We start from the raw sequence: 15727 nt of genomic DNA, 5'->3' as shown, positions 1-15727 counted from the left end.
ACCGCTTGTCCGTTATAGGCATTTTGTCGGAGATGGCGCCGGTCGCGGTGTCGGCACGCCGACCCGTTCGCGCCGCCGGTCCGGGGCGCCCGGGGCATCCCGGACCGGCGCGGGCGGACCCGCTCGGACGGACCCGCGCGGACGGACAGGACCGGACGGAGCCGGACGGGAACGGCCGGGAGGCGGGGGGACGGCCGCGGGCGGGGGCGGCCGGCCCCTCAGTCCGTCCGCGGGGCCGCCAGGAGGGCGCGCTTGAGCCGGGGGCCGACGGTCCGCTCCACCAGCCGGTGGATCACCCAGGCCAGGAGCAGCATGCCCGCCACCGTGGCGGCGAGGACGCTGTGCGGGGAGAGGCCGGCCTGCCGCCGCAGGAGTTCGATCACCACCCAGCCCAGGTGCTCGTGCACCAGGTAGAAGGGATAGGTGAGGGCCCCCGCGACGGTGAGCCACCGCCAGTCGACCCGGTCGAGCCACCCGAGCGCGACCGCGGCCACCGCGAGGTAGCCGGCCGTGACGACGGCGACGACCACCCAGGCGGAGCGGTGGTGGAAGGCGCCGGGCGTCTGCGGCCCGACCAGGCCGCGGACGGCCTGGTACTGGCCGAGTGCCCAGCTCATGCCGACGACCGACCAGAGGAGCGGCCGGCTGCCGAAACGATTCACCAGGTAGAGCGCCAGGCCCCCGACGAAGAAGGGCGCGGAGTCGGGCATCACCACGAGGTCCAGCGCGGGCAGGTGCGCGGCGGCCGCCAGCACCGCGGCCACCAGCCAGACCGCGCAGAACGCCACCGAGCGCCGGTAGGTGACCCCCCGCCACACCACCAGGGCGAAGAGCAGGTAGAAGCGGGCCTCCACCCAGAGTGTCCAGCACACCCCGAGCACCCGGTGGGCGCCCATCGGCTGCTGCAGCATCGTCAGGTTGACCAGCACCTCCTCCAGCGGCAGCGGGCGCGCGACCACCGGCCGCAGCGCCAGCACCGCCGTGACCAGCAGGACGGCGCACCAGTACGCGGGGTAGAGCCGCGAGACCCGGGAGGCGAAGAACTCCTTGAGGGTGCGCCCCCACGACGACATGCAGATCACGAAGCCGCTGATCACGAAGAAGACCTGCACGCCGAGGCAGCCGTAGGAGAAGGCGCCGTGGAGCGTGGGGAAGAGCTCGCGGGGCGACTGCCCCCACGCCTGCTGCACCGTGCCGCCGCGGCCGGCGTAGTGGTACGCGCAGACCATCAGCGCCGCCACCAGCCGCAGCCCGTCCAGGGCGCGCAGCCGGCCGCCCCGGCGGGCGCGCGGGGGTCCGGGGCGGGCCGCGGGGGCGGGCGGCGCGGCAGCCGGACGGGTGGGGGCCGCGAGGACGGACGGCGCCTGCGGCTGCGGCTTCGGTCGGACGGCCGGCGGTATCACGCGCGGAGGCTCCTGCGGCTGCGGCCCGCACGGGCGACGGGCGACGGGCGGGCGGTACGCCCCGCTCCGTCACGGCCCGGGGTGCACCTGCACCCTCGGCCCGCGAGGCGGCGCACCCGCGAACGCCCGCGGGCCGGGGACCGGCGGAAGGGTGAACACCGGGTGGCCGCGGCGGTCGGCGGGGCGGCCCCCTGCAACCCCGCAACCCCGCACCCCTGCAACCCCGCAACCCCGCAACCCCGCACCCCGGCACCCCCGCAACCCCGCAACCCGGCGGCCCGGCGGCCCGGCGGCCCGGGGACGCCGCGCACCCCGCCGCACCGGGCCCCGCACACGCCGAGGGCCGGACCGCGCCGTGGGGCGCGGACCGGCCCTCGGGGAGGCGGACCGTCCGGTGTCAGCGCCCTCCGGCGGCCGCCGTCTCCGGGCGCGGCAGCGGCTTCTCCAGGGCCCGCTTGAGCCGCCGGGCGAGCGGCTTCTCCGCGAGGCGGTGCACCAGCCAGGCGAGCAGCAGCATGGCGGCCGTGGTCACGGCCAGGACGCCCGCCGGGGGCAGCTGGTCGCGCAGGTTGTAGATGACCAGGTGGCCGAGGTGCTCGTGGACCAGGTAGAGCGGGTAGGTGAGGGCGCCGGCCGTGGTGAGCCAGCGCCACCGGACGCGTGAGGTCCACCCGAGGGCGACGGCGGCGAGCACGGCGAAGCAGGCGGTGACCACGGCCGCGCCCACCGCGCCCGAGAGGTGGGTGTGGATCATGTCACCGAAACGTTCCGTCTCCTTGGTGACCATCTTCTGGGCGATCAGCCAGGAGACGCCGACGATCCCCCACGACAGGGCGTGCGAGCCGAAGCGGTGGATCAGGTAGAGGCCGATGCCGCCGACGAAGTAGGCCGAGTACTTCGGCACCAGGACCGCGTTGAGCAGCGGCTGGTCGACCATGGCCGCGATCACCGACGCGGCGGTCCACACGGAGCAGAAGAGCACCGTGCTGCGGTAGGTGACGCCCTTCCAGACGACCAGGGCGAAGAGGAGGTAGAACCGCATCTCGACCCAGAGGGTCCAGAAGACGCCGTCCACGTGCGGCGAGCCGAGCGGCTCGTGCAGCATCGTCAGGTTGAGCAGGATGTCGTGCATGCTCATGCGGCTCTTCACCACGACCGGGTACAGGGTCTCGGCGACGACGATGAGCACGATCGCCGTCCAGTACGCCGGGTAGAGACGGGTCACGCGGGAGCGGAAGAACTGGCCCAGGCCGCGGCCCCAGCAGCTCATGCAGATCACGAAGCCGCTGATGATGAAGAAGAACTCCACGCCGAGCCAGGCGTAGTCGGCGACCGGGTCCAGGGCCGGCAGCACGGTGCGGCTCTGCTGCCCCCAGGCGTGGCTGGCGTTGCCGCCCCGCGCGAGGTAGTGGAAGAGGAGGACGGACAGCGCCGCGAGCAGCCGCAGACCGTCGAGGGCGTAGAGGCGGCCCGGGGCCGATCCGGTCCGGCGCCCGGCTGCGTGTGCGCGCTGCCGGGGGGCCGGCACCGTCCCTATTCGGGTGTCCGGTGCCTCGGCGGCAGGGGCATCCAGGGTGGTCATTCGGCGCTGCCGCCCTTCACGTCGGTTCCGTTCGCTTCTGCCGTGAACGGATCGTGGATGGAACATCTCCGTACGCGCACCTTCGCCGTCCGGAGGGGAGGGCGACGGTCCGCACACCCTAACGGAAGGTCGGGACTACGTCGTCCCTCGGTCGTGGTCGCACCCCCGCCGGTCGGCGGGGGTGCGGTCGCGGGGGCGCCGGGGGTCAGGAGACGCCGGGCGAGGACCTGCGCGCGCGGGCCTGCCGCACCACGCGGCGGACCAGCGGGGACCTGCCCAGCAGCCGCGCCCCGGCGGGCACGCCCCCCGCGAACCCGCCCGGCAGGCCGCCGGGCAGGCCGAGCGCGGTGAGCCGGCGGCGTTTGAAGTACCGGGCGGTGTCCGGCCCGTAGTGGGCGTGCAGCCAGTCGGCGGCCTCGGCGGCGAGGTGCGGGTAGGCCTTGCCCTGCATGCAGTAGCCGACGGCGGTGACCAGCGGGCCGAGCCGCCCGGCGGCCCCCTCCGGGCCGGGGTCGGGCAGGGCGGCGGTGAAGCCGGGCGCCTCCAGGTCGGGCAGCAGCGCGTCCACGACGGTCACCGGGATGCGGTTGCTGTTCTCGTACGGGGCCAGGCGCTCCAGCAGCAGCCCGGTGCCGACCCGGGCGGCGGGGATGCCGTACAGGGAGGCCGCGGTGAGCAGCGCGGTGGAGAAGCAGCCGACGACGAGGGACGGGCGCAGCCGCTCGTACAGGGTCTCGGCGAGCACCGGGTCGTCGAGGATCCGCAGGGCGGCGCCGGCGTCGGCGGCGGCCTTCTCCAGCTCCCGGGAGAGCCGGGACGGGGCGCTGGGGTGCGGCTTGAAGACGATGTCGGTGAGGCCGGCGGCGACGGCGCCGCGGAGCATGCGGGCGTGCAGCTCCTCCTCCTCGGCCGGGGTGATCAGGCCGAGCGCGGAGAGGTACTGGCCGAGCAGCAGGGCGGGGCCGGGGGCGGACCCGTCCCCGGCGGCCGGGACGTCCACCCCGGCCGGAGCGGCCGGAGCGGCCGGAGCGGCCGGAACGGCCGGAACGGCCGGGGTGGGCGGGGCGGCACGGCCGACGGAGGCGAGGACGTCGAGGAAGGCGCCGGTGGGCACGGCCTGCGGCTCGACCCCGTACTCGGAGAGCAGCAGCGGGCGCAGGCCGGGCACCAGGTCGAGGTGGAGCAGGCGGCGGATGCGGCCGTGCAGCAGGTACGGCAGCGGGTTGCGGGTGGGGCCGTAGCTCATCAGGCCGTCCGCGTAGACGTGGACCGGGCCCTCGTCGAAGACGGCGGTGATCGCGCGGGCCGGGCTGACCTGGATGGACTCGACCGCGATCTCCACGGGGGCGTCGCCGAGCCCCCAGGTCCGCCGCATGAGCCGCTGCAGGATGGGGACGTCCTCCGGGCGGGGGGTCCAGCCGCTGGGGTGGTAGGGCTCGATCTCCTCGTTCCAGGAGCGGACCTCGTCGAAGCGGTCGCGCAGCGCGGCGAAGGAGGCGGTGCGGTCCAGCGGGACGGCATTCTCCGGGATCGCGGCGTTGTTGCAGACCAGCAGGATGCGGCGGTGGTCGGCGCGGGGGCCGAAGAGCCCGGCGTCCAGGGCGGCGCAGACGGTGGCGGCCCCGTAGAGGGTGGAGGCCGCGAAGATCTGCACGGTGCCGGCGGGGGCGGCGGCGGGTACGGGTGCGGCGGCGGGACGGGACACGGCGGCGGGGGTCTCCTCACGGGGGCCGGGGGTCGCGGGCGCGGTCATCGGGCGCCCACCGCGGTCAGCGAGCCGCGCAGCCGGCGGATCACGGCGGCGCGCTCGGCGTCCATGGCGTCGAGCGCGTCGGCCAGGTGGTGCTGGGGCATGCGGCGCAGCGCCTCGGCGGAGAGCGTCCGCAGGCGGCGGGCGACGTCGCGCTCCAGGCGGTCGGCGTTGCGGCGGTGGTGGACGAGGACCGCGCAGTAGGTGCGGACGGCCTTGGGCAGCAGCAGCTCGGCGTCGGGGTCGTCGGCGAGCTGCTCCAGCACGAGGTCGAAGGCGCGGATGAAGTCGAGCTGCCGCTCGTCGCCGACCTGGGTGAGCGAGGTGGCCACGGCGCGCCGGTAGTGGACGCCGCGCAGCCCGGTGACGGCGTAGGAGTCGGCGAGCCGGTGCAGGCGCCATATCCAGGGGCGGTCCTCGGCGGTGCGCAGGCCCTCGTCGAAGTGGAGGGCGCCGCGCTCCAGCAGCCGCCGGTGGTAGACGCCGGCCCAGGCGTAGGGGTAGTCGACCATGGTGGCGCGGTCGGCGGGGAGGATGCCGTCGCGGGGGTCGAGGACCTCGTCGCGGCGGGCCTGCGGGGCCTTCTGGACCTGCCGCTTCACGCCGGTGACCTGGACGTGGTCGACGCGGACGAAGTCGCAGCCGTGCCGCTCGACGGCGCCGACGAGCCGCTCCAGGTAGCCGGCCGAGATCCAGTCGTCGCCGTCGAGGAAGGTGAGGTACTCGCCGCGGGCGGCCTCCAGGCCGACGTTGCGGGCGCCGGCGAGGCCGCGGTTGCGCTCGGGCCGGACGACGACCGCCCCGGGGAGGGTCCGGGCGTACTGCTCCAGCACGGCGAGGGTGCCGTCGGTGGAGCAGTCGTCGACGAGGACGAACTCGAAGTCGGGCCGGGTGTTGGCGGCGAGGCTGCGCAGGGTGTCGGGCGCGTACGCCTGCACGTTGTAGAAGGGGACGATGACCGACAGCTTCACGTGAATTCTCTCCTGCAGGGCCCGCGTGCGCGTCCGCATTCCACGCGCGCATGTGTCCGTGTGCTCCGGGCGAGGGGCCTTCCGGGCCCGGGGAGGGATGGCCGGACCGGCGGTCCGGGGAATCCGGGGCGCGGCTTCCGCCGAGGTACCGGATTCGCTGCGGACTCTACCCGCAGGCGCGCACAGGATGAAGCCCGGACCGCCCTGACCTGCCGGTTCGCCCGACGTTGACGGGGAGTTCACGTGATGTCGGACGGAATTCCACACTCCGTCAACCCGCGGTGGATATGCGGCCGGGCTGTTCACCGTCCGTCCATTCTTCATTTCTCCGATCGACTCCGTGGAGCCCTCCGTGCGCCATGGTCGCATCCCTATGCTCGCCGGGTCACACAGAACCGGAGCACTCCATGCGTATCGATGTCCTGGCCGATTCGGACACCCGCTGGAAATGGGGCGCCCTGCTGGCCGGACAGCTCTGCCCGGAGGGCGGCGCCGACGTCCACGCGCACCTGCTGCGCGGCCGGGCCACCCCGACCGAGCGCCAGCTCGCCGAGGTGGGCGTCTCCCCCGCGTCCCTGCGGGAGACCACGGTCGCCGACTTCCTCGCCGACGCGGCCGAACCCGGCCCCGGCGGCCCCGCCGACGCCGACGTCGTCGTCCTCGCCCTGGTCGGCGGCGGCGTGCAGGCGCTGGTGCACGGACTGGCCCGCGCCTGGCGCGGCCGTGCGCGCCGACCGGTGGTCGTCACCGGCTACGTCGGCGTCGTCTACGAGAAGCTGACGGACGGCCTGCTGCTGCGGGCGGGCGCCGACGCGGTGCTGGCCAACAGCGCCTTCGACGCCCGGCGCTTCCGCGACCTGTACGGGCCGCTGGGCGTCGACACCGGCAGCGTGGTCCGCGCCGCGCTGCCGTTCCTGGCGGGCACCGGCGAGCGCTACCGGCCCTCGGAGAACCGGCCGTTCACGGTCTGCTTCGCCGCACAGCCCTCCGTGCCCGAACCGCGCGACGCCCGCCTGCACCTGCTGGAGCGGTGCGTGCGCCACGCCGAGCTGCACCCGGACCGCCGGGTGCTGGTGAAGCTGCGCAGCCGGCCGGGCGAGCACACCACGCACCTGGAGGAGCACCCGTACCAGCGGCTGGTGTCGCGGCTGGGCCGTCCGCTACCCGCCAACTGCGAGCTGGTGTACGGCAACATGGGCGAGGTCCTGGACCGCACCGACCTGCTGGTCACGGTGAGCTCCACGGCCGCCCTGGAGTCGCTGCAGCGCGGCATCCCCACCGCGGTGCTGGCCGACGCCGGGGTCCGCGAGGCCCTCGGCAACCACTACTTCACCGGCTCCGGCTGCGTCACCTCCTGGGACCGGCTGGACGCGGGCCACCTGCCCGCCGCCGACGAGGACTGGCTGCGCGACCAGGGCGTCCTCGACCCGGCGCCGTACGAGGGCCTGCGCAAGCGGGTCGCGGAGCTGCGGGCCCTGCCCGCGATGCCCCCGCTCTCCCCCTACTACACGGCGGAGAACGCCCCGGCCTACCTGCCCGGGGTCCTCGCCCGCTACGGCCTGGCGCCCGACGGCTCCCCGCTGCCCACCGCCGCCCGCACGGGCGCGGAGAGCGCCGGGCCGCGGCGGGCCGTCCGCCGGGCGCTCGCCCAGGGCGCCCGCGGGGCCTACCGGATGGGCGTGCAGCACGTGGCGCCCGCGATCCGCCGCTGGGGGCAGCTGTGACCGCGCCCGGGACGGCGCACCCCGCCACCGCCGCGGCCCCCGGGACCGCCGGAGCCCCCGGGCCCACCCGGCCCCCAGGGCCCCCCGAGACCTCGGAGCACACCCCCATGACCCACCGGACCACGCCCCCGCCCCGCGTCGTCGCCGTCGTGCCGGCCCGCGGCGGCTCCAAGGGCGTCCCCGGCAAGAACCTCGCCGAGGTCGGCGGCGTGCCGCTGGTCGTCCGCGCCGTCCGCGCCTGCCTGGCTGCGGCCGGGGTCGACCTGGTCGCCGTCTCCACCGACGACGACGGCATCGCGGCCGCGGCCGCGGCCGCCGGCGCGGAGGTCGTCCGCCGCCCGGCGGCGATCTCCGGCGACACGGCCACCAGCGAGTCCGCCCTGCTGCACGCGCTGGACGAGCTCGCCGCACGCCACGGAGGTCCGGCCGAGGTGGCGCTGATGGTGCAGTGCACCTCGCCGTTCGTCACCCCGAAGGAGGTCGGCGGCCTGGTCGCCGCGGTCGTCGACGGCGGCGCCGACAGCGCCCTGACGGCCGCGCCCTTCCACGGCTTCCTGTGGCGGGCCGAGGAGGTGCCGGCCGCCCCCGCAGCGGGCGGCTCCCCGGCCGTCGGCGGCGCGCCCGGCGACGGCGCGCCCGACGGCCCGTACGGCGCCGTCGGCGTCAACCACGACAACCGGTTCCGCCCGCGCCGCCAGGACCGCCCCGAGGACCTGCTGGAGACCGGCGCCGCGTACGCCATGCGCGTCGACGGCCTCCGCGCGGCCGGGCACCGCTTCTTCGGGCGGGTCGCCCTGGTCCGCACCGACCCCGCACGGGTGCTGGAGATCGACGAGCCCGCCGACCTGGCGCGCGCACGGGCCCTGGCGCCCGTCGTCGACCCGCACCCGTCCCCTGTCCCCCACCCCGCCACCGGGGCCTCACCGGCCGCCTCCCACGCGGCCGTCCCGGCGGCACCGCACAGCCCCGTCGAAAGGAAACCCCTCCCCATGACCACCCACCGCACCCGCACCCTCGGCGACCGCCAGGTGGGCCCGGGCCGCCCCGTCTACGTGGTCGGCGAGATCGGGATCAACCACAACGGCGAGCTGGAGAACGCCCTCGCGCTGGTCGACGCCGCCGCCGACGCCGGCTGCGACGCCGTGAAGTTCCAGAAGCGCACCCCGGAGATCTGCACCCCCCGCGACCAGTGGGAGATCGAGCGCGACACCCCCTGGGGCCGCATGACGTACATCGACTACCGCCACCGCGTGGAGTTCGGCGAGGCCGAGTACGCCGCCATCGACGCCCACTGCCGCAAGCGGGGCATCGACTGGTTCGCCTCCCCGTGGGACGTCCCCTCCGTGGAGTTCCTGGAGAAGTTCGACCTGCCGGCCCACAAGGTCGCCTCGGCCTGCCTCACCGACGACGACCTGCTGCGCGCCCTGCGCGCCACCGGCCGCACCGTGATCATGTCGACCGGCATGTCGACGCCGCGCCAGATCCGCCACGCGGTGGAGGTGCTGGGCAGCGAGAACACCCTGCTGTGCCACACCACCAGCACCTACCCGGCCCCGGCCGAGGAGCTCAACCTGCGGATGCTGGACACCCTCCGCGCCGAGTACCCGAACATCCCGATCGGCTACTCCGGCCACGAGATCGGCCTGCAGACCACCCTCGCCGCGGTCGCCCTGGGCGCCGTCTTCGTCGAGCGCCACATCACCCTGGACCGCGCCATGTGGGGCTCGGACCAGGCGGCCTCCGTCGAGCCGGGCGGCCTGCAGCGCCTCGTCCGCGACATCCGCGTCATCGAGCAGGCGCTCGGCGACGGCGTGAAGAAGGTCTACGACGGCGAGCTGGCCGCCATGAAGAAGCTGCGCCGCGTGAAGGGCGCCGCCGAGGAGGTCGTCCCCGCGTGACCCGCACCCTCGCCCTGGTCGAGAGCCCCGTCCAGCTGCTGAACGCTCTGGAGTGGGCGCACCGGTACGCACAGGGGCCCGACCGGGGCGAGGGCGCTCCCGCCGGGACCCGGCACCCGCTGCCGGGCCTCCCCCTCCCCGACTTCCCCGTCGAGCCGCCGGCCGACGTCCTGCCCGACGACGCCTCCCCCGACGACGTGCTCCCCGACGACGTGCTGCCCGGCGGCGTCCTGCCCGCGAAGGCCCGGGCCCGCGGCGCCGGGCCCGCCGCGGGCGCCGTACCGTCGCAGCGCCCCGGCGCGGCGGCGCGGCCGCCGTCCCCGCCGTCCCCGCCGTCGATGCTGTCGATAGCCGTCCTGCAGCCGGTGGACCCGGTGACCCGCGCCCAGCTCGCGGCCCTGTCCGTGCTCGCGGCGGCGGAGGGCGTCCGGGTCACCGCCTACGACCCGCGCGGCGGCGCGGCGGGCCGGGCCCGCTCGCTGGCCGCGCTGGCGCCCCGGGTGGCCCGGGCGCCGCGGCTGCTCATAGGCGACGCCTTCTCCGGGCTCATCCAGTCGCTGCTGCCGCTGTCGCGTGCGGCCGAGCTCGTGGTGGTGGACGACGGCACGGCCACCGTGGAACTGGTCGGCCTGCTGAACACCGGCCGGCCGCTGGTGCGCTGGCACCGGGAGGGCCCGGTCCCGGGCACCGCCGTGCGGGCCGCCCGCCGCCTCGGGCCGGACCCGCGGCGCCGGCTGGAGCTGTTCACCTCCCTCGCGGTCGAGCCGCCGCCGGGCGCCCGCGGCACCGCCAACCACTACGCGTGGACCCGGGCCCGCTTCGGCCCGCCGCGCGTGCTGCCCGGCGCCGACCTGCTGGGCAGCTCCCTGGTGGAGACCGGCGTGGTGGCCGCCGACCGCTACCTGGCGACCGTCGCCGGACTGGCCGCGGAGCACGGCGTGCGCCGGTACTTCGCGCACCGCCGGGAGCACCCCGACAAGCTGGCCCGGATCGCCGCCGCGACCGGCGCCGAGATCGTCCGCCCGCAGCTGCCGCTGGAGGTCGAGGCCCGGCGCGGCCCGGTCTCCTCGACGCTGCTGAGCTTCCCGTCCACCGTGGTGCACACCCTCCCCCTGGTGCTGGAGGGCACCGGGGTGCGGGTGAAGATCTGCGCGGTGGACGCGGACTGGCTCACCCCCCACGCGTCCGCCCGCTCGCTGAGCTTCCTGACGGACGTCTCCGCCTCCGCCCGCAGCCGCCACGGCCTCGAGATGATCTCCCCGGTGACCGCCTGATGACGCACGCACCCACCGCCCCGGCGCCCGACCGGGCCGTCTTCCCCGCCCCGCCCGGGGCCCAGGAGCTCGCCGCCCGGTACGGGCTGGTCCGGCCCGGGGCGCGGCCGCCGCTCGGCGCGTACACGCGGATGCTGTGGCAGCGGCGCCACTTCACGCTCGCCTACACCCAGGCGCGGCTGACCACGATGTACACGGGCGCCCGGCTGGGGCAGCTGTGGAAGGTGCTGACCCCGGTCCTCAACATCGCCGTCTACTACCTGATCTTCGGCGTCCTGCTGAAGCAGCGGCACAACACCGGCGGCGGCAACTACATCTCGTTCCTCTGCATCGGCATCTTCGTCTTCACCTACACCCGCGAGTCGGTGACCACCGGCGGCAAGTCGGTGGCCGACCGGCTGGACCTGATCCGCGCGGTGCAGTTCCCGCGGGCCTGCCTGCCGCTGGCGGCGGTGCTGGTGCAGCTGGAGCAGCTGCTGATGTCGCTGCTGGTGGTCGCGGTGGTCGTGCTGGGCAGCGGCGAGCCGCTGACCGCCTCCTGGCTGCTGGCCCTGCCGGCGCTGGCCCTGCAGACCCTCTTCAACACCGGCCTGGCGATGGTCCTGGCCCGGGTGGTGGCGACCGTGCGCGACCTGGGCGAGGTCGTGCCGTTCGTGATGCGCACCTGGATGTACACCTGCGGCGTGATGTACAGCATCGACCGCGTGAGCGGGCACCTGCCGCACGCGGCGGCGGTGGCGCTGAGGGCGAACCCGGGCGCCGTCTACATCGAGCTGGTCCGCGGTGCGCTGCTGGAGAGCTACCCGGCGGTGCCGGTCTGGACCTGGGCGGTCGCCGCCGGGTGGGCGGTGCTCTCGCTGACGGCGGGCTACGTCTGGTTCTGGAAGGCCGAGGACCGGTATGGGCGCGGCTGACCGGTCCCCGGACGGGCCGGCACGGCCCGGGACATGCGGGAGGCCGGTGCGCGCAGCAGCGCACCGGCCTCCCGCGGCCGCACGGCCGTCAGGGCTGGAGCACCGTCGCGGTGTCGGCGGAGACGCGGCTGCCGGGGACGCGGCCCTTGAGCAGGGCGTACGCCCGGTCCGGCGCGGGCGCGGGGGTGCGGTCGGCGACCGGCACCGGCGCGGGCAGGCCGTCCTCCTGCCCCAGGAACAGGCGGCGGACCACCCGCTCCGCGGCCAGGCCGTCGTCCCACGGGCAGAAGCGCTCGCGGAACGCGGCGCGCCGCTCGGCGGCCTGCACCCCACGCCACTCGCCGGTGCGCAGGACGTCGATCAGCTCGTCCTCGCTGCGGGCGACGGCGCCCGGCGCCTGCTCGGTGATGTCGAAGTAGGTGCCGCGGGCCTCCCGGTACGTCTCCCAGTCGTCGGCGAAGACGACGATCGGGCGGTCCAGGTTGGCGTAGTCGAACATCAGGGACGAGTAGTCGGTGATGAGCGCGTCCGACGCCAGCGCCAGCTCCTCCACGGAGGGGTGCTCGGTGACGTCGATCAGCCGGCCCTCCTGCTTCAGCCGGGACATGGCCTCGGCGCCGCCCGCGGCGTAGAAGTAGTGGGCGCGGGTGAGGAGCACCGTGTCCTCGCCCATCTCGCTGCAGAACCGCTCGAAGTCGATCCGCGGCTCGAAGGTGCGCCGGTAGTCGCGGTGGGTGGGCGCGTACAGGAGCGCGCGGACGCCCTCCTCGATCCCCAGCTCGCGCCGGATGCGCACGACGTCCTCGGCGGTGGCGGTGGAGTACACGTCGTTGCGGGGGTAGCCCAGCTCCAGACCGGTCCAGGAGGAGGGGTACACCCGCTCCCACACCAGGGTGGAGTGCCGGTTGGAGGAGAGGCTGAGGTCCCAGCGGTCGACGCGGTTGAGCAGCTTGCGGAAGCTCATGCCGTTGCCGCTGGCCGGGTACTCCTGCTGGTCCAGGCCCATCGACTTCAGCGGCGTGCCGTGGTGGGTCTGCAGGTGGACCTGCTCGGGGCGCTTGACCCAGCCGTCGGAGAAGTTGACGTTGTTGACGAAGTACTTGGCGCGGGCCATCGCGTGCCAGTACTCGCGGGAGCCGGGCTGCACGGTCTCGATGCCCTCGGGCACCAGGTGCTTGTGGGTGGCGCGGACCACCCAGACGGAGCGGATGCCCGGGGCCAGCTCCTGGACCTTGCGGTGGATCGCCGCGGGGTTGCAGGCGTAGCCACGGTCCCAGTAGGCGGAGAAGACCGCGAGGTCCGGGTCGACCGGGCGGAGCCGCTGCAGCTGGTAGTCCCGGTCCATCAGGCGCTTCTTGGTGGCCTTGCCCTTGGCCCGGCCGGCCTTGAGGGTGCGGCGGGCGACGGTGCGGGCGGTGCGCAGGCCGCTGAAGGTGTGCGACGAGCCCTGCTCCACCATGCGGAAGTACACGCCGGGGCGGCCGACGGGCGGGACGAAGCCGGCGGGGCGGTAGCGGCGGCACTGCTCGGCGCAGCGGCGCAGGAAGTCGTTCCGGGCCTCGGGCGGCAGCCGGTCGGGGCTGTTGAGGATGGTGACGAGGTGCTCCACCATGCGCTCGTAGAGCAGGGTGCGCCAGCGGGCCAGTTCGGGCCGGGAGTCGACGAAGGAGAAGACCCGGTCGTACTGCTCGAAGATGTCGAAGTGCTTGCGGCTGCGGGTGCGCAGGATGTTCCCGCCCTGGCGGCGCTGCCGGTAGTGGACGCAGACGCGGTCGAGGACGGCGACGGTCCGCGCGGCCAGCATGGCCGGGTAGGTCCACGGGGTGTCCTCGTAGTACCCGCCCGGGAAGGTGAGGCCGACGCGCTCGATGTAGTCGCGGCGGTACGCCTTGTTCCACACCACCATGAGGAGGTTGAGCAGCTCGGGGCGCTCGGTGACGTCGAAGACGTCCGGGCCCTTCTGCTGGAGCAGCTCGCCGAGGGAGTTCCGCTCCGCCTTGCCGTACCAGTAGGTGCGGGCGTAGTCGTAGACCAGCACCTCGGGGTCGCCGGTCTCGTCGAGGCGCCCGGCTATCGCGGCGAGGGCACCCGGGACGAGGGTGTCGTCGCTGTCCAGGAAGAGGACGTACTCGCCGCGGACGCGCTCCAGGCCGGCGTTGCGGGCGCGGCCCAGGCCGACGTTCTCGGGCAGGTGCATGACCACGACGCGGGGGTCCGCCGCCGCGAACTCGTCCATGATCTCCCCGCAGGCGTCGGGGGAGCAGTCGTCGACGGCGATCAGCTCGAAGTCGGAGTACGACTGGTTGAGGACGGATTCCAGGCACTCGCGCAGGTACGCCTGCACCTTGAAGGCCGGAATGATGATACTAAGTCGCGGTGTGGACACCCCGGTGAGGCTAGGCTCGGCGGCCCCGGTGTGCAAGCTCCGCCCGCGGTCCTCGTCGGTCGTTCCGGCCATGGCTAGCCCTTCTCCTTGCGCTCGTACAGCCGCACGTCCAGCCCGTGCACGTGCACGGTGGTGACCGTCCGGTAGGACCCCCCGAGTACATCCTTCTTGTTCCGCGCGCCGGAGTCGCCGCCCCTGACGCGCAGCCCCGCCCGCCCCACCAGCCAGATCCGGTCCCTGGCCAGCACGGCCCTGCGGACCTCCCTCCTGCTGCGCTCGGTGCCGCGCAGGTTGGCCGCCCCCAGGGGGGTCCTCTCCAGCGCGACGTCCGCCGTGTCCCGGAAGGCCCCGGGGTAGGCCAGCTCCACCGCACGGTAGTTCGGCGTGAGGAAGACCACTCCGTCGCCGGGGCGGGCCCCGGCCGCCACGGCCCGTGCCGCCCCCGCCAGGTCGTCCGGGCGTGCCTGCAGGGTACGCAACTCGGACTGGCGCGGCAGCTGCGGCAGCACCGCGGCCGCGACCGCGGCGGCGGCCAGCAGGGCGGCGGCCCCCCGGAACCGCAGGAGGGCCGCGGCCCGCTCCGCGCCGGCGGCGGCCAGCAGCGGCAGCCCGGCGGCGCAGAAGAGCACGTACCGCTCGTGGTACACGGGCCGGACCTGCGACGCCAGCAGCAGCAGCGCGGGCGGGACGACGGCCAGCGGGGCGGCCACCGCCGCAAGGTTCAGCGGGCCCCGGCCGCGCGGCGGGAGGACGGCGCCCGCCACGGCCAGCACGAGCACCGCGGCCACGGCGGCGGGCGCGGGGCCCGCGAGGGACCGCACCAGCCCCCACACGGCGTCCCAGCCGGGCCGCTCCAGCCAGCCGACCTGGCCGGACTGGCGGCGGGAGTACAGCGCGAGCGGGGCCAGCACCGCGCAGCAGGCCGCCGCGGCGGCCGCCCAGCGCAGCCACACCCGGCGCGGCACCCGGGACAGCAGGAGCGTGGCGGCGTGCGCGGCCAGGGCCAGCACGGCGAACTCGTGCAGCAGCGAGGCCGCCGCGGCGGCCGCCGCGTACCCGGCCCACCAGCGCCGGCCCTCCGGCGCCTCCACCGCCCGCACCAGGCAGTACGTCGCCAGCAGCACCGCCGCGCAGACCAGCGCGTACGAGCGGCCCTCCTGGGCGTAGAACGTGACGAGCGGCGTCGCCGCGAAGAGCAGGCCCGCCGACAGCCCGGCCCGGGGCCGCAGCAGGCGGGCGCCCAGCGCCGCCACCAGCGCGGCGGCCGCGGCCGCGCCGAGCACCGACGGGACCCGCATCCACACCTCGCCGCCGCCGGGCAGCATCCAGACGTGCATCAGCAGGTAGTAGGCGGCGTGCACCGCGTCGACGTGCCGGACCATGGCCAGCAGCTGCGGCACCGTGCGGTGCGCTGCGTCGAAGGTGGCCTCCTCGTCCCGCCACATCGACCCGCGGTCCAGGCCCCACAGCCCCACGGCGAGCATCACGGCGGCAGCGGCGAGGGACACGGCGGCCCCTCCGTGCCGCCGGAGGGCGGCCGGCAGGGGGCGCCGGGCGGAGGGCGCCGGGCCGTCCTGCGCCTGCGGGGCGGGCGCGGGCGCGGTCCGGCGGGGGGAGGTCGTGAAGTCCATCGGTGTCCTGCGGCCGGGGTGCGGGCGGGGTGCGGGGCAGGCACATCCTAGATGATCGGTTCCGAGAGGTCGGCTGCGCGCATGAGGCGAGGGGGCCCAAAGCGCAGTCGTGATTGCGGACTTGGCCCCCCAGCATCGCGCCGTACGCGAAGGCGGTCGACCCGCTGCAGGCATTGCCGCATCCCGCGCCGCGG

Annotated in this window: 10 protein-coding genes and 1 pseudogene; 5 read left to right on the top strand and 6 right to left on the bottom strand. The window is 75.4% G+C overall.

The features are described from left to right. Positions 1-218: 218 nt before the first annotated feature. The 4 genes from ACFY07_RS04975 to ACFY07_RS04960 all read right to left on the bottom strand — a co-directional run bounded on the left by ACFY07_RS04975 (position 219) and on the right by ACFY07_RS04960 (position 5745). On the bottom strand, positions 219-1403 hold the full coding sequence (locus ACFY07_RS04975; RefSeq protein ID WP_390867446.1) for an acyltransferase family protein: 1185 nt from the start codon (positions 1401-1403) through the stop codon (positions 219-221). 397 nt (positions 1404-1800) lie between these two features. Continuing rightward, complete coding sequence (locus ACFY07_RS04970) at positions 1801-2985, bottom strand: acyltransferase family protein (protein ID WP_390867445.1); 1185 nt, start codon at positions 2983-2985, stop codon at positions 1801-1803. 205 nt (positions 2986-3190) lie between these two features. Next, positions 3191-4738: a polysialyltransferase family glycosyltransferase gene (locus tag ACFY07_RS04965; protein ID WP_390867444.1), complete on the bottom strand. Its 1548-nt coding sequence runs from the start codon at positions 4736-4738 to the stop codon at positions 3191-3193. After that, positions 4735-5745, bottom strand: a complete 1011-nt coding sequence (locus ACFY07_RS04960; RefSeq protein WP_390867443.1) for a glycosyltransferase family 2 protein — start codon at positions 5743-5745, stop codon at positions 4735-4737. Before ACFY07_RS04960 ends, ACFY07_RS04965 begins: the two co-directional genes overlap by 4 nt. A 368-nt stretch (positions 5746-6113) precedes the next feature. Between ACFY07_RS04960 and ACFY07_RS04955 the strand changes: the two genes are divergently transcribed. From ACFY07_RS04955 to ACFY07_RS04935, 5 genes and pseudogenes are all read left to right on the top strand, one after another. Beyond that, complete coding sequence (locus ACFY07_RS04955) at positions 6114-7430, top strand: DUF6716 putative glycosyltransferase (protein WP_390867442.1); 1317 nt, start codon at positions 6114-6116, stop codon at positions 7428-7430. 107 nt (positions 7431-7537) lie between these two features. Further along, a pseudogene (locus ACFY07_RS04950) lies at positions 7538-7927 on the top strand (cytidylyltransferase domain-containing protein); the annotation flags it as partial. 492 nt (positions 7928-8419) lie between these two features. After that, positions 8420-9328, top strand: a complete 909-nt coding sequence (locus ACFY07_RS04945) for an N-acetylneuraminate synthase family protein (RefSeq protein ID WP_230649083.1) — start codon at positions 8420-8422, stop codon at positions 9326-9328. After that, the gene (locus tag ACFY07_RS04940) at positions 9325-10602 is read left to right on the top strand and encodes a hypothetical protein (RefSeq protein ID WP_390867441.1); all 1278 of its coding nucleotides are present in this window, start codon (positions 9325-9327) and stop codon (positions 10600-10602) included. The genes ACFY07_RS04945 and ACFY07_RS04940 overlap by 4 nt, the downstream gene beginning before the upstream one ends. Then, complete coding sequence (locus ACFY07_RS04935) at positions 10602-11516, top strand: ABC transporter permease (RefSeq protein WP_390867440.1); 915 nt, start codon at positions 10602-10604, stop codon at positions 11514-11516. The genes ACFY07_RS04940 and ACFY07_RS04935 overlap by 1 nt, the downstream gene beginning before the upstream one ends. An 88-nt stretch (positions 11517-11604) precedes the next feature. On the opposite strand, the gene ACFY07_RS04930 is transcribed toward ACFY07_RS04935, so the two are convergent. Together ACFY07_RS04930 and ACFY07_RS04925 are read right to left on the bottom strand one after the other, a co-directional pair. Next, a complete protein-coding gene (locus ACFY07_RS04930; protein ID WP_390867439.1) occupies positions 11605-13974 on the bottom strand; it encodes a CDP-glycerol glycerophosphotransferase family protein in 2370 nt (789 codons plus the stop codon). A gap of 2 nt (positions 13975-13976) precedes the next feature. Then, positions 13977-15410 carry a glycosyltransferase family 39 protein gene (locus tag ACFY07_RS04925; RefSeq protein WP_390867438.1) on the bottom strand — a complete coding sequence of 478 codons (1434 nt, stop codon included), beginning with the start codon at positions 15408-15410 and terminating at the stop codon, positions 13977-13979. Between the last annotated feature and the right edge of the window lie 317 nt (positions 15411-15727).

It is taken from the genome of Streptomyces sp. NPDC001380 (assembly GCF_042895785.1).
Classification (GTDB): Bacteria; Actinomycetota; Actinomycetes; order Streptomycetales; family Streptomycetaceae; genus Peterkaempfera.
Note: the sequence above shows the minus strand (reverse complement) of the source record. Positions and strands in the feature narration are given on the sequence as shown.

What these genes read in the sequence shown, in the direction of transcription:
- ACFY07_RS04960 (WP_390867443.1), bottom strand. Translation starts at nt 5,745, where the DNA reads ATGCGGACGCGCACGCGGGCCCTGCAGGAGAGAATTCACGTGAAGCTG.
- ACFY07_RS04965 (WP_390867444.1), bottom strand. Translation starts at nt 4,738, where the DNA reads ATGACCGCGCCCGCGACCCCCGGCCCCCGTGAGGAGACCCCCGCCGCC.
- ACFY07_RS04955 (WP_390867442.1), top strand. Translation starts at nt 6,114, where the DNA reads ATGCGTATCGATGTCCTGGCCGATTCGGACACCCGCTGGAAATGGGGC.
- ACFY07_RS04970 (WP_390867445.1), bottom strand. Translation starts at nt 2,985, where the DNA reads ATGACCACCCTGGATGCCCCTGCCGCCGAGGCACCGGACACCCGAATA.
- ACFY07_RS04945 (WP_230649083.1), top strand. Translation starts at nt 8,420, where the DNA reads ATGACCACCCACCGCACCCGCACCCTCGGCGACCGCCAGGTGGGCCCG.
- ACFY07_RS04930 (WP_390867439.1), bottom strand. Translation starts at nt 13,974, where the DNA reads ATGGCCGGAACGACCGACGAGGACCGCGGGCGGAGCTTGCACACCGGG.
- ACFY07_RS04935 (WP_390867440.1), top strand. Translation starts at nt 10,602, where the DNA reads ATGACGCACGCACCCACCGCCCCGGCGCCCGACCGGGCCGTCTTCCCC.